This is a genomic window from Sphingobium sp. MP9-4 (genome assembly GCF_005281675.1).
In the GTDB taxonomy this organism is placed as follows: domain Bacteria; phylum Pseudomonadota; class Alphaproteobacteria; order Sphingomonadales; family Sphingomonadaceae; genus Sphingobium; species Sphingobium yanoikuyae.
Genome location: NZ_LUFI01000027.1, coordinates 1 through 21,743, shown reverse-complemented (window position 1 = coordinate 21,743; position 21,743 = coordinate 1). Strand labels below are relative to the sequence as shown.

The following is a 21,743-nucleotide window of genomic DNA, read 5'->3' as shown; positions in this document are numbered from 1 at the left end:
GCGGGCACGCTTCCGCGCCCGCCCAATTCAGATGAAGGTCCATTTCAGCCGCAGATTGCTGAAGCTGAAATTGGTATAGCTGCCGCTGATCGTGCGCGTGTAATAGTCGCCCTGATTGACGATACCGGTATCGGTGCTTCCCTTGAACGCCACGACTTCGACAGTGACATTCCCTGTATAGGTGTCGCTTGCGGGTGCGTCGAAGACGGTAGTCATCGCCGATCCATACGCAAGCGAGCCGTAATTGGTTAGCAGATTACCCGACCACCCGGTGCTTGCGATGATATTGCCGTTCTTCTTCAACAGGACATTTATGCCGCCGTCGTTCGCATAGTCGGTGTAGAGCGGCTTGCCATTATATGTCGTGGTCGACCGGCCACTGGAATATGTGAAGCCCACCGTCCCTTCGAGCACATAGCTGCCGTTACCCATCGTTTCGCCCAACGGCGACGAATAGAGCGTGCCAGTTGAGTTGCTCGGCGAAATGCTGACCGGCCCAAGACGCTTCACAAAGCGACTCAACGCCAACGCTTCAGGGTTCACAGTGCCAGTGATTAGCGCGTTTCCAGTCACGCGAAGGTCGCCCACGATGTCAACGCCCCCGCCCCCATTAGCATCGGCAACCAAGCGCATTTGCGCGCGACCATCACCCGCGACCGCCTGCACCTGCCAATAGGCGGTCGTCCGCCCTTGGAGATCAGATACTGCACCCATCGTTTGACTGACGTTGGTCTCAGCAGCCTGAAGGCGCGTTTCGTGGGAGGCGATAGCCGCGTTGGCGGTCGCGACCGTGTTCTGCGTGGTGGAAATGCTGGCCGACATGTTGGACAAGACCGCCCCTGCCCGCCCCGGCGCATAACGTGCGGGTGTAGGCGCATCAGCGTAGGTTTCGCGAACTTGCGGACGACAGAACCAAGCCCAGCTATCGGTCTGTCCAGACAGGGTCGGGAATTTCCGCAGGATCAGGTTGGCGCGAACTGCATTTGCCGGAGCCTGCGCTTTGTAGCCGTAGTTGGTCCAATCCTGAATCTTGTTGCCGCCCGTGCCCGGCGTAAATTGGCCTGTCGACGGCGCGGCACCAGCGGAACCGTTGCCGTCCACCCATTGAAAATAAACCTGCACGGTGCAGCGGTGTGCTGCTGCCAAACCACTAACGTCATACCATTGGTTCGGCTTGACGTTGATTACCTGCGTCCACTCTGCGTAACCGCTGCTGCCATTGTTGGGCTGGACGATCGAGAGCGTATGTTCACCGGTCAGCACCCATTCTGCGCTGGGCTGCGAGCGCCCATGTGTGGCGACCATTCCGACCGAATTATTGGCCCAACCGCTAGTGTCCGGCACGATTTCGGTATTGACCAGCAGGTTTCCACCGGCTGTGGAATAGGTAGCCGCCAATGATGCGCTAGTGGATGCCGCTGACGCCTGACTGCTCGCTGTCGAAGCTGACCCTGCCGCCGCTGATGCACTAGACGATGCTTCACCGGCTTTGGTCGATGCGGTGATCGCGCTGTAGCTGGCCGATGCTGCGGACGATCCAGCCGCAGACGAACTGGTCGAGGCGCTAGAGGCACTTGCCGCCGCAGCGTTCGCAGAATTCGAGGCATTGCTGGCTTGCGTAGCGGCGGTATTGGCCGAGCCGCTTGCCGACGACGCCCGTTGCGCGGCCAGTGTGGCTTCATAGAGCGCGTTGCTGTAGCTAGTTGACGCCGCCGCCGCCGACGCTGCCGCCGCGACCTCAGATGTGACATCGCGGAAGTCGATCGACTGGACGTAATAGACTCCCTGCGATTCCAGTCGTAGCAGCGGTCGAACCCAAGTGCAGCCCTGATCGATCAGGGTGTTCGCATCAATATCAAGAACGTGGGTGGCGAAATTTGACCAGCCCCACCCGACATTACCGGGTGCGATAGAGGCATAGAAGTTAATGTTGTTCCACTGGTTGTTGTCCGGCTTCAAACCGATCGCGAAAAGGCTGGCATTGACTGCCACATCGCCATTCTGCTGGCCGACGAGACACCATTTCACGCTCATTCGGTATTTGTGATCGCGCACCAACGCGACACGGCCTTTCGACGCGATATGTGGGACGAATGTTGGATTGTTGGTGATTTCCATCACCCTGCCGTGGGTCGAATGGTCGAAAGCCCGAACGCGGCTGTCACCACTCCAGTCGGAGGTTCCGTTCGAATAGTCCCAAGTCCAGTTTTTGAGATCGCCAAAAGTGTTCGGCATTATCGCCTGCGCCACGCTGGACGCGGTTACCGAGGCGCTCTGAGCCGCATTGGCTGATTGACTAGCTTCGCTCGCCTTCGTGCTGGCGGTGGAAGCTGAACCGGCCGCAGCACTTGCGCTGCTGCCGCTATTGGCTGCCGATTGTGCTGCCAGACCTGCTTGTTGGCTGGCAGTGTTGGCACTGCCAGCGGCATTTGACGCGCTGGTTGAGGCTTGCGAGGCCGAAGTGGATGCTTCGCCTGCCTTCGTAGCAGCCGTTGTTGCACTGGACTGGGCCGATGAAGCTGACGATCCCGCCGAAGACTGGCTCGCGGATGCCTGCGATGCGCTATTGGCTGCGGCATTCGCCGATCCTGCCGCGCTAGTGCTTTCGGTGATATCCTCGATGCGGATGTATGCATAATCGACAGTGACCGTGGAAGACGCAGCCAAGAGGCGTAGCAAGCAACGAATGCTGGACGCGCCAGCCGCGATCATCGCGTTGGTCGTGGAGGCCGGAACCGTGCCGGATAGTTCAACCCACTGGTTCAGTGCGGTGAAGGTATAAGTCGACTGGACTGTGCCATTTGCAGTCGTGCCGCCGGTGGTCGTGACACCGATCCGATACAACTGAAGCTGGGCAAAAGCAGAACCCGACTGCTGACGGACTTTGGCGGTGATCCGATAAACGCGATCCGCTTGCAACGGCAACATACCGATGTTTCCGACGTCGATCTGTCCACTTGCGGTGACGCGCATCGATCGACCGACGTCGGTGTTGCTAACGAACGAGAAGGTCGAATTCGCAGTGATTGAGGCTAGCGCAGAAGGCAAACCTCCAAAGCCCTGCTGCCAGTATCTGCCGTCCTGTTGAAAATCCGACGGCATCTGAGCAGCCGCGCTTAGCGTCGCCGCGACATTGCTCGAATTGGCGGCCGTAGCGCTATTCCCAGCATTGGTTGATGAGGACGCGGCATTAGACGCGCTAGTCGCCGCAGACGATGCGCTACCAGCGGCTTCACTCGCCTTGGTCGACGCGGTGTTGGCCGACTGTGTGGCGCTATTGGCGCTGTTACCTGCTGCGCTTGCCGAGGTGCCCGCAGCACTTGCCGAAGTCGCCGCAGCCGATGCGCTTGCCGCAGCGGCATCAGCGTCCGTGATGTCCGATATGGCAATGCTGGTTGCCCGAACGTCGTGGCCGGTCGCGTTATCTGGGCCGTCACTCACGATGAATGCACGAAGACCAACGATATCAGCCGGGACTGTGACGATTCCATCGACGGTAGTCCAACTGGACGATCCCGCGCTTGATCCGGTGACGAAATACCAGAAGTTGGTCCCTGCCGCGTTGACGGCGTTTATGCCGATCCTGCCTAGATACGAGCCATAGGCAAGAACATATCCGGTGATCCGCAGCTTCCGCGCCGTGGTGAAGGGCCATGCGATCAGGTCACCTTCTGCTGAGTTACGGTTCGTCGTGCGCAGGACGCGCGACGCGCCATCCGGCGGCGTAATCGTCGTCGTGATAGTGGTTACATTACCGGACCAAGTTCCGGTCGAACCATCGCTGAAAATTCCTTTCCGGACCAAATTGCCGGTTGCATGGCTGGCCGCAACGATAGCCTGTGCCGCCGCCGCGCTAGCGCTATTGCCAGCAGAGGAAGCGCTGGTCTGAGCGTTATTGGCGCTTCCCGCAGCAGCGGTGGCACTTCCACCGGCCGCGTTCGCGCTGTTTGCCGCATTGTTCGCTGATGTCGCGGCAGCATTTTTGGATGCGTTGGCGTTAGTCTCGCTCGTGGCCGCCTGACTGGCGCTAGCGCTGGCCTCGCCTGCCTTGGTAGCTGCGCTGGTGGCCTGCGTAGTCGCCGTCGATGCGGACTGATTGGCCTCAGTGGCCTTGGTCGATGCCGTCGAAGCGGACGTCGCTGCCGCCGAAGCGGAATTACCCGCGCTCGTTGCCGATCCTGCCGCCGCCGTCTGTGACGTTTTGGCAGCATTTTCCGATCCCTTGGCATTACTCTCACTGGTCGCGGCGTTGGTCGCAGAAGTGCTTGCCTCCCCAGCCTTTGTTGAAGCATTGGTCGCGCTGGTCTGCGCCGCCGTGGCCGATGTGCCCGCTGCGCCTGCCGACGTTGCCGCCCCCGACGCGCTTGTGGCTGCCGCCGTGGCCGATTTTGACGGAGCAAGACCATCAGGCCCCACGACCCGGATCGAATGGATTAGGAACGAGCCGCCAGACGCGGAATCAAGATCGAAGCGAAGCGCCGAAATGGTGCTGCCGAGCCAGTCAGCCGAACCGATTGCGGAAGTCAGATCGAACGTCAGTTGCGTGCGCTGATTGAGCGGCGGGTTGACGACCGCCATCGGCGAACACCTATAGCCTGCCGCGTAACTATGGCCTGCGGTGGCCCAGAACATCATTAGATCAGCGGCATTGCTTGTGGAGGCCACTGTGCGCGTCAAATCCACTATGACGCGCGTGTAGCGTGATCCCGCGATAGAAAGGCCGGTGCGGATCAACTGGGGGTCGCCACCAGTCTGCGCATATAGCAGCCCATTTGACTGACCGGTCAGCGAGCCACCAATAGCTGTGAAGCCATTGACCGCGTTGTTCGCAAAGTCCCATGCGTGGGCGACATCGAGATAGGCTGCATTTTCAGCGCCAGCCTGTGCGGTGACGGCCGAACCGGATGCGGCTGACGCCGAGTTGCCCGCTTCGGTCGCCTTCGTCGCTGCCGTCGTCGCGCTCCCTGCGGCAGCCGTAGCCGAATTACTCGCGTTGGAAGCAAAGGTCTGCGCATTGTTTCGAGCGCTTTCCGCCGCGCCTTGCGCCGCCACCGCCGCATTTTTGGCACTGGTTGAATTTGCAAATGCAGCCTCTGCGTCGGCCTTTGCTGTCTGCGCGGCGGTCTTTGCTGCATTGCTATCGCTCAATGCGGTTCCCGCATTTGCCGCTGCCGTCTGGGCTTGATTGCGTGCCGTTTCCGCCGCTGCCTTGGCCGCTGCCGCAGCGCTATTTGCCGTTTCCGCCTGCTGCTTTGCTGTTGCCGCGTTTGAAGCCGCACTGGCAGCGTTGGCCTCATGCTGGGCCGCTGCATCAGCGCTGGCCGCCGCCGATGCGGTCGAACCGTATGTGTCGACAAGCTCGTCGATCAGTCCTTCGGCCGCAACGACTGCTGCGGATATGTCGCGAGTTCGAATGATCTGGCCATCGCTTCCCGTGATGGCGTCGACCACGTTTTCGGCGGGCTGACTACCGACATAAGTGCCCTCCGGCGCGCCTTCAGTCGCACGATCATCGGGCTTGTTTTCACCAACGATGACATTGCTGTCCCACTCGATGAACGCCGACGATGCATCGACATCATTGACGACCCAAGCGCTGTAAACGCCACTGTCCATGCGATATCGCAGCCGAACGTTGATGACCGCAGCAGGGACATTTGACGTAAAAGTGAAGGTGCCAGCGCTCGCGGCATGCCGCGCCGCCTGCTCGGTCCAAGACGAGGTTGTAGACGGCTTGGATTCAATCTGGACGCCACGAACGCGCCCCGAATTCTCCGCCGTCCAAGTGACGGTGATCTCGCTGACCGGATAGCCATCCGCGCCCTTTAAAGTCTGGCTGGTGACCGCCATACCTTCCGGCGAAATGGTGGCAGATGGATCGTAACCCGGCGGCCGGATCGAAGCAGGAAGCGGCTTTTCCTCCCGATCCCACGCGTAAATCTCGCTGCTCTCTTCCCGCAGCACCATCTGAAAAAGCAGGTCATGATTTTCGGTCTGCTCGAGAACGCGGAATAGCTTCCGGTTCCAACCTTCCTGCGGCAGCGACAAGGTGACCAACGACCCCACGGTTGCGGCGAAAGCCAACGGCCCAAATGTCGCGCTGAAGACGCCGGGCGTCTTTGCCTCACGAAGGAGGAACTGCTTGGCGATGCGCTGGCAAGTTTCGGCCCGTGATACCAGACCGAGGTCAATGGTCATGGTGCGCGGGACGCCATCGTTCAGCGCATCGGTTTCGATCGCGCCCCAGTCTGATAGCTGATACTGGTTATTGGGATCGGAGAACCGGCCACGCGCAATATTGTAAGTCTCGCGCGCAGGCGGGACCGGTATCCATGAATATGGTGCGGGAGAACCGGGCGCTGCGACGAGGTGATCAGCGGTGAAATCGACAGTCGGACCGAGCGTGTCATCAAAACCGCCAATGATCGTGTATCGACCACCAACGTCAGTCAGCTTGCACGACCCCATCGCAGCGGTCAGCGCAAGAATGATCGTTTCGTGGCTATCGGCGGTCGAGAATGATCCGTCAGCGGTGTAGCGCTGGACGGTCGTGCCATCCTGAAGAGCAACACGTTCTTCGCAAAGATTAGCGTAATCGCGAAAGTTATCCCAGTCGATGCGGTCAGATGGGACGCCCATCCCCCACACCAACTTGCCGTTGATCCGATAGCCGGTCAGATACGTCGCGAGAGCAAGCGCCGGGTTGCGCCCTATCTCGACAGAGCCATCATAGAAGGACCATGTCGCCTGATTGGCGATGCGGTGCGCACCCGTACCGCCATTACTGCTATCACGACGCGGATCATAAAGCGGGCAACCGTCGACGACGAACGTGGTCTTCGAAGGAAGGCCAGATTCCCATACATCGCCATCGAGTTTGAACGTGATCGCCGCATAGGCACAGCCCGTGAAAGTTGCGGTCGAGGTCCAATATTGCCCAGAACCAATGGCAGAACCGTTGGTGCTGGTGCCTTCCAGAACAGCACAGAATGACCGGACACCGGCGCGATATTTGCCGGTGATTGAACCGGCCCACGTCAGTTGCTCCTCGACATACCATGACCGCAGGGCATGGATGCGGTGGGATGCCAGCGCGACAATCTGGCTGTAACCATCCTTCTTCGTCGAAGGCAGGTCATGCTCTTCAAAGAAGCGGATATCGTTGCCCGCTGCCGTGCGACCAAAAATAATCTTACGCGGCGCAGTTGGATTGATGCTGCTATTGAGCCGTTCCGCCATCGATTGGGAAAGTGAAGGCGGCTTTACGAACAACGTGGTGGCAATCGCCATCGCCGCGCTGATCGCCAAACCGACACCTGCGGCAGCAACCGTGCCTGCCGTAATTGCCGCAATTCCGAGCGCGCCCGCAATCGGCGCTGCGAAAACAATGAGGGCAGCCGCGACCACGACCATCGCGGCAATTTTTACGACCTTGCTCATGCGGCCACCTCGGCGGCGGCCACAGCCTCAAACGGGACAGAAAAGGCGTATTTGCAATCTGCGGTGGGAAGCGCGGTCAGGCCCTGATGGCCAAATATTTCCCCGACAAACCAGCTAAAACGCCCCACGCAAACGCCGACCGTGGTCCGATCGAGCATGACGATGTCGCCGCGCTGCGCCTGCGCGACGGGTTTTGGATCACCCAGCCACGCGCGCACGGTTTTGAGAAGCGTTCCCGCACCGTGCTGACGCAGGGCCTCCATTGCCCCCTTTTCATCGGAATATGCGCCGCGCAGAGCGCCCGCCGGATCAACGCCGCACATGGCTTTGATGGCGCTGGAGGCGAACAGCGCGCAGTCATTCTGCCCCCACTTGAATGGTTCATCACGAAGGCGATCGATGAGGGTGCGCAGCCGATCTTCCCAATCGGCCGCGCGAGAGATGGTGGAAACTTCCATCCCATATTTAGCATCAGCGTATCTGGTCTATGACCGCCTGCGACTGCTGCATCGCCGGAAACAAGGCAGCCCAGCCAGTTGGTTTATAGACGGTTACATCACCGTTCGCGATAGCGACCGCGTGCTTCTGACTGGTATCATTCGGATCAAAACGCGGCTGATCGAGATATGTCGAATTGGTCGCTGTGCTGATCAGGCTGGCATGACCTTCGATAGTTAGCGTCAATGTGCGCATGGTGCCATCGGCTTGAATCTCCAGCTTATCCATTGCCCCCGATCGGACTCGGCGGAATATCCAAGCAGGTTCGGCCAATGGATCGCTTGGCTGAAGCATAATCGCGCGCCAGAATGTTGCCGGGCGCGCGCGCCATTCATCCGGGTAGGCGGATGCGATAGCGATCTCGTCCGATGGCGCAGATGGGATTGCCAAGCTAATCGTGAGAGCTTCCGACCCAGTGTAGGAAAAGCTGTTATCGCCAATTTGAACGACGACGCCGTTGGCCAGCGGTTCGAACATATTGTTATCGAGCAGACTGTCGCCCGAACCTTTGACCAAAATCGGATGCGATCCAGTCCAGAGGAAAGCCGGGCCTGTAGAGAAATCGAAGCGCGCGAGAAGCGCAGTGCGGATACCGGCTGCTTCCAGCGCATCGAGAAACTGTTGATTGGAGCCGGGTCTCATTCCACCGCCTCCTTGGCGACGATGGTTCCGAAATCTGGAAGACGATCTGGGGTAAGCGTGTATCCGTTGCCCTCGCTTGCCGAGAGGCGGAAAAGTCCTTCCGGCGAGGTAAAATCAACGGCGGCACCGGCATTGAAGTTTGCTCGCAATGGCGTCGAAAATTCTACGATGCATCGACCGTTCGCGTCAGCTTGACTGGGTGCAGTGATAATCCGCAGCAGTTGAGTGCCAAGCTGGAAAAGCTGCCCAACCCGCAGCCCGGATGCGGAATTTGCGGGCCATCCCGCCAGCCTGACCGCTGACGTATCTGCAAAAGCAGCCTGCGCAAGCGTTCGTCCAGCGAGCGCACTGGCACATGCTTGCCGTGGTGAATATCGGAACGTTCCAACTTGACCGCTAAGACTGTCCAACCATGCAGCGCACTTTTCGGCGTCAGCCGCAGTCATTCGTGGCCAAGTGAATTCAAGTTGCCATTGGCTGGCGGTATTAACGGTTTGCTGCTTGAGCGTATAGGGCGACGCCATCGCCGCCTGTCGAAACAATGGCGTAAGTCGTTCGGTAGCCGGTGCCTTTGGCGGCGGCGCAATCGGATAGGTTGGCATCCGATATTTAGCTGAAACCTTGACCTACATCGCGTTCATGCTATCGGCACGCCGATCCTGACCGGCGTTTGCAATCGGTTGGCCGGTCAGGATCGCCCACGTCTGACATTAGAACGGAGGTTGATAGGTCAGATGCATGAGACTGCTCTGGACTTCATAATATACGCGATCGTTCTCATTATACTTGCGCTTGCATTCAAGCGCCTCAAGCACATCGATTAAGCATATCACATAATTTTCAAATACTTATTACATGCCCGGACGTCGCAATTTCGTAAGTGTTGCTGATGTCGCCTGCTGCGTTATGAGCGGCATCGCATCCATAATAGCCTGACTGGCCATCAGCCGCACCCCCGCTGGATCGTTGCTGGTGATCGATCCAAAATTGATCGTCGGCCCGGATCGCCCGCCACCACGCACGCTTGCAAGAGCATGATTTGGGATCGTGTTAGCTGTATTGCCCACATTGACAATTTCCGGCCCACGCTCGCCAACCAAATAGGCACCTGCGCGGGTTAGGCCGCCATTGGCGCGCGCGCCGCTCATGAACGATGTAAAGCCGCCACCCATCACGATATCGCCACCACCGGTACCACCTGCGATCGATCCGGTGATCGAGCCAAGCAGCGATCCGAACAGGCTGCCGATTGGTGCCAAAATTGCCTGCTGAAGCGCGATATCCATGATCTTGTCGATGATCCGGTCACCCATCGCATCGAAGGCGTCGGCCAGCGACCCTGCGCCCTTCATCGCCTCTCGTAGTCCATCGTTGAGCGAACCCAGCCCATCAACGGCCGCACTTTCCATGCTCTCGCGGATTTCATCGCCCGTGCGCGGAATGCCGTCGAGATAGACGCCCAGCGGCCCCATCGTGTCACGCCTGATACCCGCTGCATCGTTGGCCTTGAGGCGATCCAGAACGCCAAGACGCGCCTGCGCAATCTGCTTTTCCGCATCGGTGCTGGTCTTGCTGGCAAGGATCGCGTCGAGCGCCAACCGCTCTTGCTGATACTGGAGATCGAGCAGGCGTAGACTGATTGCACGGCGATCGGCCTGTGACCGGGCCAGACCCGATTGCGATGACAACAGGTCCATATCATTGGACAGGCTGGACTGGCTAATCGCCAACTGCTGGCGCGCCACCTCCTCGTTTTCGCGCAGATTGACGAGGTCGAACTTGGCGTAAACCACCTTATCTTCGAGCGCCTTTAGCGCATCTGCCTGTGCCTGCGTGTATTTGCCATCGAGCGCATCCTGATCGATTGCCGCCTTGCGACGGTTGCTTTCGATAGCCAGCATCTCGCGCTCCAACGCAGACTGCTCAACGATATCACTGGTTAGCGCCTGCTTGGCCGTCAATAGGCTGACATTGGCTGCATCGATATCGCTGTCGTAAGCAAAAAGGGCCTGCCGCGCTTCCTTGGCGAGATCGGCGGCCGATTTACCACTGGACTTCTTGCCACCAGCGATGGGCGGAAGCGTGCCCGCGCTATCGCCCCCACCGGCCAGCAGTTTGGCCGCCGCCGCCTCTTCCTTGTCCAACGCAGCAAGCCGCGCATCGATAACCTTGATCCGCGCTTCATTCTTTTTCCATTGGGGCGATCCCTTCCCGATCGCGTCGGCATCAATGCCAACCGCCGCCAGCAGCGGGTTCTTGCCATTATTCTGGTCGATCAGACCGGCGCGTTCGCTTCTAAGGCGCTGCCGTTCGCCTCTGCTGTTATAGCCGATCAGCGCCCCACCAATGCCGCCTGCAATAGCGCCCGCCCCCGCACCGGGGAGACCACCCGCCAGACCACCAGCAATGCCGCCGCCAAGAGCGCCCATGATCGCCATGGCCGCTGTTGGATTCTGCCCCCAGAATTGCGCCATTGCGCCCGCGATCTTGATGACCTGATCGGCCAGATTGCCAATGGCGTCGGCGTTCTGGATAATTGCGGATGCGAAACGGGCGTCCAACGTCATCTTTAGCGTGTCGAGCCTATCGTTGATCTGACCGGCATTTCGCAACAGGTCATCACCGAGCACGATGCCAAGATCGTCGGCCGCGTCGGCGAATTCGTCGAAGCCCTTCGCGCCTTCGCCCATCAGCGCGGTCAGCGTTCCGGCGCTTTTGCCAAAGACCTGCAACGCCGCTGCATTCCGCTGCGAAACGGTCGGCAGCTTGCTGATGCCGTCTATGGTTTCGCGCAGCGCGGTGTCGAAATTGCTGGAGGTGACGCCAAGGTCGCGGAACGTCTCCCCCATCGCCTTGCCGCCGCTCTGTGCGGTGCCGAGGTTCTTTGCGAATTTCTCCAGCGCACCATCCGCAGACGCGAAGTCACTTCCCGTCATCTGGGCGGCGTATCGGAGTTCCTGAATGGATTTGGTTGTCGCGCCGGTGCGGTCGGCAAGGTCAACGATATCATCGGCATAATCGAAGGCGGCTTTGGAAGCGGAGACGAAGGCGTCGACCGACATGACCGCGATGAGGCCGCCGACCGCCTTCTTTGCGCCATCCATCGCTGACGCTATCGCCCTGTTCGTGGCCTGAGATTGCGCGGCCGCCTGCCGCATACCATTGATGAATTGCGCCGCTTCCAGCGCCATATTGACGGTGAGTGTGCCGAGGTCTGCCATCGACTATTTAGGCAGCGTCCCGGCTATCCCGACCGGTCAGCTTCGCCGAGAAGAAGGCATCAATCTTGTCTTCCAGTTCATCAGCCGTAGGCGCGGCACGGCGGCGCAACTCAGCGGTCCAGTCGGGATCGCGATCAAACCAATCCGGTTCGTTTTTGCCATCATAGGCGTTGAATAGGATGGACACGATATGGCGCGCACGATCGTCCTCAACCGCGCAACCGAATGGCTCCACATCATAGAAAGCCATCCATTCGGTCAGTTCGTCATCGGATAGTGAGGCGGACAGTTCCTCGACCGTCCGCCCCAGCGCCAGAGCAAGGCGGAAAAGAAACCGCCGCTCAGGATTTAGTCGGAATTTTTTTTTAGATCGGTGAAGCTGACCGGTTTGACCTCGTTGACCTGCTGGATCGCCATGTGGATCGCAACCAGTGTGGCGTAGGACAGGTCACGAAAGCGGTCATGATCGCTGAGGTCGAAAAGCTGATCGCCATTGTCGTCGACGATAGAGTGGATGAAGTTGATGATCGCAGCGTCAAAGCGCTCGACCTTCTCGACGCCGGTTCGCTCATCGTCGGGCAGCGCCTGATCGCGCTCATACTCCTCGACTGCATCGGCATTGATCGTATCGGCGTCGAGCAGTGCCATCCGCGACCGTAGGGTGTGCGCCCGCACATTGAGACGCACACCCCATTCCTCCACTTCAACCTCGCGAACCTTCGGCTTGGCCGCCGCAAAGATCGCTTCCTTGTTCAACTTTGCCATTAGGGGGTGACCGTGATCTTCTCGACGAGGCCGCTGATTTCCATGCCAACCGTCGCACCCATGACAGCATCGACACCACCGCTCTTTTCGAAGGTCAGAACAGCAGCGCTATAGGCGAAGGCCTTGTTATTGCGCATCACAAGGCGAGCATCGATCAGGTCACCGGACAGACGCGCCTCTTCCAAAAACTGCTGCCCCGGATCGCTCTCGATATAATTGAGGGTCAGCGAAATCTGCCCCTCATCAGGCAGGCCGATCAGCTTTTCCTTCGCATCACTGTCGAGGTCGGAGACATCAACTACAGCGGCCGAACCTCCCCCAAGGCCTGAAAAGTCCTTAAAACCTTTGACCTGAATCCAGTTCTCCCCATCCTTCACTTCAAGCCGCGTTTTGCGCGCGAGCATTACGCCATTAGCCATCTAATAAACTCCATAATGTGCGCAAATCTGCGCGTTACGGAGTATTTATTCAGGCAGTCATAAGCGCCGGTCAGATGGCAGCGAAGAACAGGAACGTCATCATGACGCGATACAAAGTTGCTTCCGTTGTTTCGTCGACCATATCGGTTTCATTGACGAATGTGACGGAATGGACCTGTTCATCATCCCAAATCGCCAGATGATCGCGGATATCCTGCGCCAATTCTTTTGCCGCCAAATAGGACGGGTCATAAACATCGATCTGCATGACCACCCAACCCATATCACCAACGCCGTCGAGGTCGTCCTCCATCTGGGTGGACAAGCGATTATAGATGACGGCGGGCGTGTCATAATCGGTTGGGGCGCGGCCCGGATATAGCTGGGGTGCAAGATCAGCCAGTCGGGTAACGAGAGCGGTTTCCAACATTACACGCCCGCCTTCGTCAGGCGACGATCCAGAATGGCCCGCACGCGATCCACCGCATCCTCGCTCGCAAGCGCAAAGCCAGTGCGGAAAAATGGATTGGGCGCATTATGGATCGAGCCAAATTCGACCATACTGGCGTGATACGCATCGCGGCTGACCACGACCGCGTTGACGACCTTGCCCGCCTCCGCCTTGACCTTGCGAACCTTGATGTTGTTGACGATCTTAGTGTGCGCCTCCTGCACAACCGTGCCGTTTTTGCGCCTGCGGTTACGTGTCGAACCCTCCGCATCAGGACCGATCGGCGCACCCTCCTTAATTTTCTTCTGGATCACGACCGCACCCGCACGATTGGCCGACTGACCGATCTTCGTGGCGATATCGTTGGACAGCGACTGCATCCGCGCTTCCAGAGCGGTGAAGCCTGTGGTGGTGACGCTGATGGTCATGTGCTCACCCCCTCGACGGTCAGAACCATCGTGGTGCGGCGATCAGGCTCATCAATCGTCGTGATCGCGTAGGTCTGACCATCGATCTGGACACGATTGGCGGTCGACAGGCCGGTGCGAAAACGAATGAGATAGCGCCCCGTCGGGACCGTCTCTTTGCCAGCGTTGCGGGCAACATCCGTGGTGCGCAGTTCCAGCCGTTGACCATAGGTTGAGGCAGTCACGGTCCATGTCGAACGCTGCTGCCCAGCGGCATCCCGCGTGACGGTCTGGGCCATAATGTCGATGCGTCGATCCAGCGCGCCCGCGTCGATCGTCACAGCGCCACCCGGATAAATGGGGCGCATAGGCGCTTGATCGTCTGGAAAGTCGCGTCACTGATTTCGTTGCGACCATCATAGGCCGCACCAACATAGACTGCGATCGCGTGACGCAGGGCTGTCGGGATGGCCTCTTCGCTGGTCCAACCAGCTTTGATCGACACGACCAGCGGAGCCACCTCGACATTGATTTCGAGGTTGCCGCCGACGACCGCACCAGCGTCTGTCTGCGTGATATTGCTGATCGGAACGGAATAGCAGCCGGGAGCGGTGAAGCTGAATTCATATTCCGCCGACACGACATACAGGCCGGTCAGCCCAGCGATATGGTCGACGGCCGCGCCAAGCAGCAGGTCTAGGGTTGCCTGATCGACATCGGCATCCAGCCGCAGCCATTCGCGAAGCTGGGCCGACGATACCGCCGGAAATGAAGGGGGGGAGATGCGGACAACAGTGGTCATCCAATATTTATCTGCGCACAAAAAAGCAGGGGCCGGAACGCGTCCGACCCCTGCCCCATCCTTGGAGAATGTTCGCCTCTTACGAAGCGGCGATCTTGAGGAACTTCACGGCTTCTGTGTCCATGAAGGTGCCGCCAACGCGCTTGGTGAAGTAGAAGCAGACCGAAGGCTTGTTGGTGTAGGGGTCACGCAGAACCGTGGTCCCGGTAACATCCGCGATGAGATAGGCCTTCTTCAGATCGCCGAAGAAACCAGCAATTGCTCCAGCGGCGATATCAGGCGTGTCTTCCAGTTCGTTGACCGCATATCCCAGCAGGGTAGACGGCTGCCCCGCCTGATAGCTCGGCTCCAGCATATAGCGGCCGTTGGCATCCTTGAACGAGCGGATCACGCCAATGGTCGAGCGGTTGAAGCCCCAGCCAGCATCAGGACGGTAGCCCGCTTTAAGCGACTGCGTCATTTCGATCAGCTTGTCCGGGTTGGTCAGGGCCGCAGCAGCGCCAGACGCGATATGCTGGACGGTGCCGAAGGCGCGAGCAGAATCCTTGGTAGCTGCTGTCGGTGCGGTCAGAAGACCCTTGGGCTTCTTCACGCCATCACCGATCAGGAAGGCAGAGCCTTCCGCGCGAGCGAATTCTGTTGCAGCTTCGGAAGTGATGAACGCTTCGGCGTCAAACATCGCGTCATGCAGGTAATACTGCGTGATGAAGGCATTCGCATAAAGTTCGCCGAACGACGGGGTCAATTCCACGAACTTCGGAGTTGCGGTTTCGGGGCGCGCATCGGTTTCGCCAACCCAGCCAGAGCCAGTGCCACCGACATTGTGCAGCTTCGAATACTTGTCCGAACTGACGCTAATGACGGTTGCGAGCGAACGCATATCGCTCACTTCCACCAGACGGTTGGAAATGACATTGTCGACGACCTTCGACACAGCGTAGCCACCATTGGCGTTATCAGCGACCGACATCGACTTGGTTTCGCCCGATCGCAGGAACGAGTTGAAAGCACTCTTACCCTCGACGGCTTCAGCGTCGATTTCAGGGCGATTGCCGGTCTTGAACATGTCGCGCATCTTGGCCTCAAGATCGCACATCGCATCATTCAGGCGGGTCTGCGCAACTTCATCGTTGCGCGTCAAAGCGGACTTGAATTCATAGTCCAGCTTGTTCAGTTCATTCGTAAGATTATCCATGGTTCTCCTGTTGCAATTTCAGACGCAAGGTTTTTACGGCCTCAATTGCCGCAAGATATTTAGCTTCCTTCTCGGTTTCCTCGGACGGTTCCTCGATATCCTCTTCGATATCGTCGACTTTCGACTCCTCATCCGCATCGGCAGGTGAAACGAGACGCAACTTGAGCGTCTCGACCTGTTTCATCAGCGCATCAAAAGCCGCACCAATATCATTGTCATTTTCGGGCAAAATATTCTCCTTAACTTCGGAAATTCGGGTTAGTGGATTTGCGGGAAACGTCACGACACTGACCTCCCAAAGGTCGACCGCCTTGAGGTGGCGGATGGTGCGACCATCATCGCGAACAATCTCGAAATCGACGGTCGTGTATCCGATCGACAGACCATTAACCGCGCCGGACTTGACCGCCTGATAGGCATCACGCCCCGCCTGCGTATCAAGGAAGCGGCCGGTCATCTTTAGACCTTGGTCGCTGTCCTCCCAGTCGATCCAGACACCAATCGGCAGCGCTTTTGCGTCATGGTTCCAGAGCATCGCGGGCTTCGTTGCGGCGGCGTCATGCTCGGTCATCGTGGCGGCGAAAGCACCCGGCAGCACGATATCGCGGTAACCGTCGACATTGTTGTAATGGGCAGCGAGACCAGTGAAGGTCATCTCGCCATCATCGACGGCTTTGATTTCGATCCGGCCCGAAAGCGTTTTGATTTCCATGATGGTATTTATGCAGGCGGCCGATCTGCGCCGCCGTCGTTGCCGCCAAAGAGATTGGCCGCTGGTGCAAGCTGATCGGCTGCCGGATCGGCGCTGCGCTCGAAACCTTCCATCTCGCGGATTTCGTTGGCGGACAGGACACCAATGGCCCGCCCGATCTGGTAATACTGCATCCGCTCGACTGCCGTGCCACGCAAAAAGTCCCGATTATCAAGGATAATCTGATAACCTTTCGCGCGCTCCTTCTGTGTCAGCAGCGTCTTGTTGGCTGACTGGACGAACCGGGCGTGCCAGTGCGCGTCGGTGTCGGCATCATGGGCGATATGGGCCTGCTCGACGCTGGCATAGGACTGGCTGCCAGCATTGTGGAATAGTTTGGTAGGACTAACGCGAAAGAACCGACAGATTTCCTCAATCTGGAACTTCCGGGCTTCGATGAACTGGGCCTCATTGGCGGTGGACCCGAGGGGATGATACTGGAAATCACCCGTGAGCAGCGCTGTTTTATGCGCATTGCCGGTGCCGCTATATTGTTGCTCCCATGACCGCTTGAGGTCGGCGCGCTGTTCCGGTGTCAGGGTGCCGTTCGTGGTGAGAAGGCCCGCTGGGCGCGCGCCATTTTCGAACAATTTCGCCCCATATTCTTCCTGATGGCGCGCCAGTTTAATCGCAGACCGGGCCTGATCGAGCATCGATAGACCAGTATAGTCTTTCGTAGCCGGGCCTTTCTGATGCCAAATCTCGTCGGCGGGCATCTCCACCCCAAAGACGAAATATTTGACCTGCGTGCCCAGCCGGGACGAGGTCGGCACGACTTGCACATAGTGCGGATCGAGCGGCAAGATTTCGAGGATACTGCCGTTCGGTGCGCGATTGAGCCAGCTATAGGCATTGCCATCGAGAGCCATATGATAGCCCTGCATTTCCCGGAATTCATATGCGGTCTGGAGATCGTTGGGAGAGGCGTTGAGCAGATAATAGAGTGGATGAGTGGCAGCATGTTCGCCATCCCGCGTCACATAACATGGAGGCAACGCCAGCCCCTCAGCGATGACCCGCGCACATCCATAAACAGCGCTGACCGCCGCGTTCAAATCGATGCGCTGGTCAGCAATGATGTCTTTGCGAATATCCTCCGCAGAACGCGCAGTTGGCAGTGACGATTTCGCTTCGACGTCGGTCAGCCAGTCCCAAGTTTTTGTCCAAAATCCCATCCCATATTTAGTCGAACCATTCGATGGTCGGCGCTGTTACTGGCGCTGGGATGATATTGGATGCAGCAAAAGCCATCAGCGCCGCGACCATAGCGTCGATCTTTTGTTCGCTGTTCGGGGCGGGTTTGACTGGAACGCGCGTCACACCTCTATGGTGCGCGCAGATGTTCGCGGCGCACCAATTCAGCACCGCGTTATCGGGATGGACTAGCTTCCCGTTTTTCAAATCTGCTTCGAAATCATCCATGGCGATGGTCCATTCGCCACGGTTGTTCGCCTGCCAGATTGAAGTCTCATAACCCTGCGCGGCAAATTTCTGACGGCTGTTTTCACCCTGCCAAGGATCGAACACGATCATCTGAATATCGAAATGCTCGACCAATTTCGAAAGCTGAGCTTCGATTTCCGCAAAGTCACTGGCATTGCCATCGGTGACGATCAGTTCCTGCGATGACATCCAGCTTGCATAGGCCGTCGCATTGCGGCCACCGTCGATTGCGCCCTGCGGTAGAAAGCTGAATGGGAAGATCGCCCGCTTTCCATCATCGGTTTGAACGACCACGCTGATGGCGGTCAAATCCTGTTTGGTGGACATATCGACGCCGATCCACGCGGGGCGGCCTTCAAAATCTTGGTAGTCCAGCGAAGGGGTAGCGGCATTGGCCCAATCGTTTTGGTTGAGCCACCCAGCCGCCGATGCGATCCATTCGTTAAGATGCTTGGTCCGCATCGCGGCGGCATTGGCCGGTGACTGGATCGCCTTGGCCAATTGGATGCGAAGATACTTTTCCCCGACAGATATGTTCAAACCGGGGTTGGCTTTGATCCAGCTATCGAAGTTGCGCCAGTCATCACCGGCATCGATGGTGTAGATGGCCACGAACACGGTATCATCGACAACATCGCCGCGAAGGATGCCTTCAGCCGTCAGTTGCTCTGTGCGGCAGACACCGGCGATGTTGAAGCCAGCGGTTGTAATCATCAGCAGCAACGGCTGCTGTCGCGCGCCCATGCCGGTGCGGAACGCCTGAACTTGCGTGTCGTCCTTGGCCTGATGAAGTTCGTCGGTGATGGCGCAATGTGGGCTGGAACCATCCTTGGTCTTGCCGATCACTGGTGTGAATGACTGGCCGGTAGCTTCGACAAAGATGGACTTGGCCATCACTTCGACACCAAAGGCGTCAATGAAGCCGGGTGACTGCTTGGCCATCAGCCGCGCCGGTCGAAACACCTCATTTGCCTGCGCCAGATTGGTCGCGCCACAGTAGACTTCCGCGCCTGCCTCACCGTCCGCAAAGCACATGTAGAGGCCGACGGCGGACGCGAACGCCGACTTGCCCATCTTCCTTGGCAACAGGCAGAATGCTTCACGGAACCGGCGCAGCCGGTCATCAGCGTTGAGGAAGCCGAACAGGTTCGCGACGATCCAGACCTGATAATCGGCCAATAGGAATGGCTGTCCAGCCCACTGACCCTTGATATGGACGAGCGCTTCGATGAACGCGCAGGCATGGTCGATATGCTCGACGCTGAAAATCAGGTCGGTTCGGTTGAGGTCATCTAGGGTGCGCTGACATGCTGCGCGCATCTGCCAGCAGGCCGGAATTTTGCCGGTGGTGACGCGCTTGGCATAATCGATCGCGCGCCCCGCATATGAGCCTTTTGGATAACGTTTAGCTTTCACCCATTATTTAGGGCGAAGGCAGTTGCGATCGTAACATGGTTATGCAATCCGACCCGTGGTTACTTTACCAATTGGGGGGATTATGAAGTCCAGTCTGAAGATTTTTAGCGTTGCAAGTGCAGTTTTTCTGACCGGCTGCTCGGCCGCGCCGCTCAACTTCACGCCGTCCAACGTGGCCCGCAGCACGCATAGGCTCGACGCTGCACTGATTTCGACTAATGTGACTGTGGCATCCAAAGATGAGCAAACCGGCAAGATGAACACCGCAGGCGCGGAAGCCGACGTTGCCAGCCTTTGGAAAAGCACACTGGACGATGCGCTCGTTCGCATGGCGCTGTTCCGGGACGATTCCCCGCGCAAGCTTTCCCTGATCGTCAAAATCTTGGAACTGGATATCCAGAGCTTGGGATACAAAGCTGCGACCACGGCAACCTACGAACTGGTCGACCGCAACACCGGCCAGACCGTCTACTCGACCAAAATCCAGACCCATGGTGGCGCGTCGGACTATGTAGGCGTAAACCGTTCGCGCAAGTCGGGCAGCCGCTCTGTTCAGGCGAACATCGAGGAATTCCTGCGGCAAGTTGAAAACGCACAATTGCCACAGGTTTGAACGGGCGCAGCCCCTTTAGCGTGGCCGAACGCTGAAGGGGCTGGCCTTTGCCGCACCATCCTGCGCGATCTTGGCCAACCGGGACTTAGCTCCAGCGATCGACAACAATTCCATCTGCTTCCGAAGTTCGGATCGATAGGCCGCGTTCATCGGCGCGCCTTCACGCACTGATTGGATGAACACCGCCATGGTTTCACAGTAGAGGGCAAACGCCCCGGCATCGATGCTGGTCGCTCCGGTCGCGACGACCTTCTCTAGATCGGCTGCCCATACCGCCCTACCGGCTTCGCTCATCCAATCGGGCTGGATCGGGATGTCGCGTTCAACCGCTGCGATGGTCGTTGTCTTACCGTCGACGCACTGTTTGAAAGTGCCAGCCAATTTCTTGCGTTGAGGGTCAGTCAGTTTTTTGCCACGCTGCATCAGGTATTTATGCGGGGGACGTATGGACGCGGAGACAATCACTCGGAGATCAAAAGCAGGGACCGCGCTGATCGGCTTTATAGGCGCGGTCGCAGGGACGATCATCACTATTGTTATTGGGTATGCGGCTTACGGTGCAAAGGTGGACACACTTGCTGCGCGGGTGGAGGCAATGCAGAAAGTCACCACTGTCGATCCGATTGTCAAAAGTTGCGTCGGCATGGCGGAAAAGGCGGCAGGCCTTCACTACTCGGACGAGATCGACCGTGTAAACGATGCCATGAAATCAATCGGCTGCGACAGGCTTGCTACTGAAAAGCCAGCCGAATTTTAATTCGGAAACGTGAGAAAAAACTTGATCGGCGGCTATCCCCTATATTGGGATAATATGATTTCACCCGCCCCTATATGTGGGGCACGAAGAGCCGGGGCGACCACCTGATCGACCCGGCATTCGCGCTCGACATTATTTATCCAAAGTCGATCAGACGGCGTTCCGGCTTTGAAATTCCGACCAGTGAGTTGCAAAGTCCGACAGCGATGCAGCGCCCTTGGGAAGCGCGATGGTTTTGCCGTGATAATCCTCATAGCTGTCCATGCAGTCGGGCGAGATATGGACACGACCGTCACTCGGATCGATCGACAACAAAGCCTCATCGAACAGCCGATGAAGGTCCGTGCGGATAATCCAGCCATTGGTCACATGATCTTCGCCCTTATCAGCCACCGAGCAGATATGGGACGCATCGATAGCGTCAAGCACCTTGCACCCGCTGATCACACAGGTTGAATCGAATAGATCAAGCAGCGCGGTCCTGAACTTTCCATCCCGCTTCCAACGCTCCACGCTTTCGCGCTGACGATCCAACCGTTCCTGCTCAACCTCGACAACCGAATGACGGATAGTGAAGGCGCTGCGCAGTTCATCAGCCACAGCGCGGGACTGTGGACCGTCCCATTTCTTCTTGGCTTCGATATAGGCAAGCCGCACGATCGCCTTCATGGGAAGGGGCCGATTCCGGTCCATGATGAAATACGACCGCGAACGGCCGCTCTTTGCCTTTAACCGTAATTCGTCATCGGTGAGGCCACGAGCAATTTCTACAGCTTTCTGAACCTGAGCATGAGTAACGAGTGTGAATCGGCGTGCAAAAAGAACCCCGTTAGCGGGGTGATCGGCGTCTAAAAGGGACCCCTCATTTCGATAGCTTACACAGTCGCGTGGAAGTTCATGCGGCGAGATCGGGATGTTGGTTT

General features: G+C 58.1%; 20 protein-coding genes. 2 read left to right on the top strand and 18 right to left on the bottom strand.

The window, feature by feature from the left end:
• Positions 1-27: 27 nt before the first annotated feature.
• From A0U87_RS07820 to A0U87_RS07745, 16 genes are all read right to left on the bottom strand, one after another.
• Positions 28-7,440 (bottom strand): hypothetical protein, encoded by a 7,413-nt coding sequence (locus A0U87_RS07820; protein ID WP_137405421.1) that lies wholly within the window; start codon positions 7,438-7,440, stop codon positions 28-30.
• Positions 7,437-7,898 (bottom strand): hypothetical protein, encoded by a 462-nt coding sequence (locus A0U87_RS07815; protein WP_048938323.1) that lies wholly within the window; start codon positions 7,896-7,898, stop codon positions 7,437-7,439. The genes A0U87_RS07820 and A0U87_RS07815 overlap by 4 nt, the downstream gene beginning before the upstream one ends.
• Before the next feature lie 13 nt (positions 7,899-7,911).
• Positions 7,912-8,580, bottom strand: coding sequence for a hypothetical protein (locus tag A0U87_RS07810; protein WP_048938322.1), 669 nt, complete (start codon positions 8,578-8,580; stop codon positions 7,912-7,914).
• A complete protein-coding gene (locus tag A0U87_RS07805; protein ID WP_137405420.1) occupies positions 8,577-9,104 on the bottom strand; it encodes a hypothetical protein in 528 nt (175 codons plus the stop codon). The genes A0U87_RS07810 and A0U87_RS07805 overlap by 4 nt, the downstream gene beginning before the upstream one ends.
• A gap of 327 nt (positions 9,105-9,431) precedes the next feature.
• A complete protein-coding gene (locus A0U87_RS07800) occupies positions 9,432-11,801 on the bottom strand; it encodes a hypothetical protein (RefSeq protein ID WP_137405419.1) in 2,370 nt (789 codons plus the stop codon).
• Between the two features lie 7 nt (positions 11,802-11,808).
• Positions 11,809-12,051 carry a hypothetical protein gene (locus A0U87_RS07795; protein WP_240700531.1) on the bottom strand — a complete coding sequence of 81 codons (243 nt, stop codon included), beginning with the start codon at positions 12,049-12,051 and terminating at the stop codon, positions 11,809-11,811.
• 98 nt (positions 12,052-12,149) lie between these two features.
• Positions 12,150-12,566 carry a hypothetical protein gene (locus tag A0U87_RS07790; RefSeq protein ID WP_137405417.1) on the bottom strand — a complete coding sequence of 139 codons (417 nt, stop codon included), beginning with the start codon at positions 12,564-12,566 and terminating at the stop codon, positions 12,150-12,152.
• Positions 12,566-12,985 carry a phage tail tube protein gene (locus tag A0U87_RS07785; RefSeq protein ID WP_137405416.1) on the bottom strand — a complete coding sequence of 140 codons (420 nt, stop codon included), beginning with the start codon at positions 12,983-12,985 and terminating at the stop codon, positions 12,566-12,568. The genes A0U87_RS07790 and A0U87_RS07785 overlap by 1 nt, the downstream gene beginning before the upstream one ends.
• A 70-nt stretch (positions 12,986-13,055) precedes the next feature.
• A complete protein-coding gene (locus A0U87_RS07780; RefSeq protein ID WP_137405415.1) occupies positions 13,056-13,415 on the bottom strand; it encodes a DUF3168 domain-containing protein in 360 nt (119 codons plus the stop codon).
• Positions 13,415-13,864, bottom strand: a complete 450-nt coding sequence (locus A0U87_RS07775; protein WP_137405414.1) for an HK97-gp10 family putative phage morphogenesis protein — start codon at positions 13,862-13,864, stop codon at positions 13,415-13,417. The genes A0U87_RS07780 and A0U87_RS07775 overlap by 1 nt, the downstream gene beginning before the upstream one ends.
• On the bottom strand, positions 13,861-14,184 hold the full coding sequence (locus tag A0U87_RS07770) for a phage head closure protein (protein WP_137405413.1): 324 nt from the start codon (positions 14,182-14,184) through the stop codon (positions 13,861-13,863). The genes A0U87_RS07775 and A0U87_RS07770 overlap by 4 nt, the downstream gene beginning before the upstream one ends.
• The gene (locus A0U87_RS07765) at positions 14,181-14,645 is read right to left on the bottom strand and encodes a hypothetical protein (RefSeq protein ID WP_137405412.1); all 465 of its coding nucleotides are present in this window, start codon (positions 14,643-14,645) and stop codon (positions 14,181-14,183) included. Before A0U87_RS07765 ends, A0U87_RS07770 begins: the two co-directional genes overlap by 4 nt.
• A 79-nt stretch (positions 14,646-14,724) precedes the next feature.
• Complete coding sequence (locus A0U87_RS07760) at positions 14,725-15,840, bottom strand: phage major capsid protein (protein ID WP_137405411.1); 1,116 nt, start codon at positions 15,838-15,840, stop codon at positions 14,725-14,727.
• A complete protein-coding gene (locus tag A0U87_RS07755) occupies positions 15,833-16,552 on the bottom strand; it encodes an HK97 family phage prohead protease (RefSeq protein WP_137405410.1) in 720 nt (239 codons plus the stop codon). The genes A0U87_RS07760 and A0U87_RS07755 overlap by 8 nt, the downstream gene beginning before the upstream one ends.
• Positions 16,553-16,560: 8 nt before the next feature.
• Complete coding sequence (locus tag A0U87_RS07750; RefSeq protein ID WP_137405409.1) at positions 16,561-17,766, bottom strand: phage portal protein; 1,206 nt, start codon at positions 17,764-17,766, stop codon at positions 16,561-16,563.
• A 7-nt stretch (positions 17,767-17,773) separates the two neighbouring features.
• Positions 17,774-19,450: a terminase TerL endonuclease subunit gene (locus tag A0U87_RS07745; RefSeq protein ID WP_240700530.1), complete on the bottom strand. Its 1,677-nt coding sequence runs from the start codon at positions 19,448-19,450 to the stop codon at positions 17,774-17,776.
• An 82-nt stretch (positions 19,451-19,532) separates the two neighbouring features.
• Between A0U87_RS07745 and A0U87_RS07740 the strand changes: the two genes are divergently transcribed.
• The gene (locus A0U87_RS07740) at positions 19,533-20,063 is read left to right on the top strand and encodes a UDP-N-acetylglucosamine acyltransferase (RefSeq protein ID WP_137405408.1); all 531 of its coding nucleotides are present in this window, start codon (positions 19,533-19,535) and stop codon (positions 20,061-20,063) included.
• A 15-nt stretch (positions 20,064-20,078) separates the two neighbouring features.
• On the opposite strand, the gene A0U87_RS07735 is transcribed toward A0U87_RS07740, so the two are convergent.
• Positions 20,079-20,486, bottom strand: a complete 408-nt coding sequence (locus tag A0U87_RS07735; RefSeq protein WP_137405407.1) for a hypothetical protein — start codon at positions 20,484-20,486, stop codon at positions 20,079-20,081.
• Between the two features lie 22 nt (positions 20,487-20,508).
• Here A0U87_RS07735 and A0U87_RS07730 point away from each other — a divergent pair, with 22 nt between their 5' ends.
• Positions 20,509-20,820, top strand: a complete 312-nt coding sequence (locus A0U87_RS07730; RefSeq protein WP_137405406.1) for a hypothetical protein — start codon at positions 20,509-20,511, stop codon at positions 20,818-20,820.
• Between the two features lie 150 nt (positions 20,821-20,970).
• On the opposite strand, the gene A0U87_RS07725 is transcribed toward A0U87_RS07730, so the two are convergent.
• Positions 20,971-21,743 (bottom strand): HNH endonuclease (locus A0U87_RS07725; protein WP_346763658.1); only part of this gene is annotated, 773 nt, incomplete at its 5' end.

What these genes read in the sequence shown, in the direction of transcription:
- A0U87_RS07820 (WP_137405421.1), bottom strand. Translation starts at nt 7,440, where the DNA reads ATGAGCAAGGTCGTAAAAATTGCCGCGATGGTCGTGGTCGCGGCTGCC.
- A0U87_RS07815 (WP_048938323.1), bottom strand. Translation starts at nt 7,898, where the DNA reads ATGGAAGTTTCCACCATCTCTCGCGCGGCCGATTGGGAAGATCGGCTG.
- A0U87_RS07810 (WP_048938322.1), bottom strand. Translation starts at nt 8,580, where the DNA reads ATGAGACCCGGCTCCAATCAACAGTTTCTCGATGCGCTGGAAGCAGCC.
- A0U87_RS07805 (WP_137405420.1), bottom strand. Translation starts at nt 9,104, where the DNA reads ATGGCGTCGCCCTATACGCTCAAGCAGCAAACCGTTAATACCGCCAGC.
- A0U87_RS07800 (WP_137405419.1), bottom strand. Translation starts at nt 11,801, where the DNA reads ATGGCAGACCTCGGCACACTCACCGTCAATATGGCGCTGGAAGCGGCG.
- A0U87_RS07795 (WP_240700531.1), bottom strand. Translation starts at nt 12,051, where the DNA reads ATGGCTTTCTATGATGTGGAGCCATTCGGTTGCGCGGTTGAGGACGAT.
- A0U87_RS07790 (WP_137405417.1), bottom strand. Translation starts at nt 12,566, where the DNA reads ATGGCAAAGTTGAACAAGGAAGCGATCTTTGCGGCGGCCAAGCCGAAG.
- A0U87_RS07785 (WP_137405416.1), bottom strand. Translation starts at nt 12,985, where the DNA reads ATGGCTAATGGCGTAATGCTCGCGCGCAAAACGCGGCTTGAAGTGAAG.
- A0U87_RS07780 (WP_137405415.1), bottom strand. Translation starts at nt 13,415, where the DNA reads ATGTTGGAAACCGCTCTCGTTACCCGACTGGCTGATCTTGCACCCCAG.
- A0U87_RS07775 (WP_137405414.1), bottom strand. Translation starts at nt 13,864, where the DNA reads ATGACCATCAGCGTCACCACCACAGGCTTCACCGCTCTGGAAGCGCGG.
- A0U87_RS07765 (WP_137405412.1), bottom strand. Translation starts at nt 14,645, where the DNA reads ATGACCACTGTTGTCCGCATCTCCCCCCCTTCATTTCCGGCGGTATCG.
- A0U87_RS07760 (WP_137405411.1), bottom strand. Translation starts at nt 15,840, where the DNA reads ATGGATAATCTTACGAATGAACTGAACAAGCTGGACTATGAATTCAAG.
- A0U87_RS07755 (WP_137405410.1), bottom strand. Translation starts at nt 16,552, where the DNA reads ATGGAAATCAAAACGCTTTCGGGCCGGATCGAAATCAAAGCCGTCGAT.
- A0U87_RS07750 (WP_137405409.1), bottom strand. Translation starts at nt 17,766, where the DNA reads ATGGGATTTTGGACAAAAACTTGGGACTGGCTGACCGACGTCGAAGCG.
- A0U87_RS07740 (WP_137405408.1), top strand. Translation starts at nt 19,533, where the DNA reads ATGAAGTCCAGTCTGAAGATTTTTAGCGTTGCAAGTGCAGTTTTTCTG.
- A0U87_RS07735 (WP_137405407.1), bottom strand. Translation starts at nt 20,486, where the DNA reads ATGCAGCGTGGCAAAAAACTGACTGACCCTCAACGCAAGAAATTGGCT.
- A0U87_RS07730 (WP_137405406.1), top strand. Translation starts at nt 20,509, where the DNA reads ATGGACGCGGAGACAATCACTCGGAGATCAAAAGCAGGGACCGCGCTG.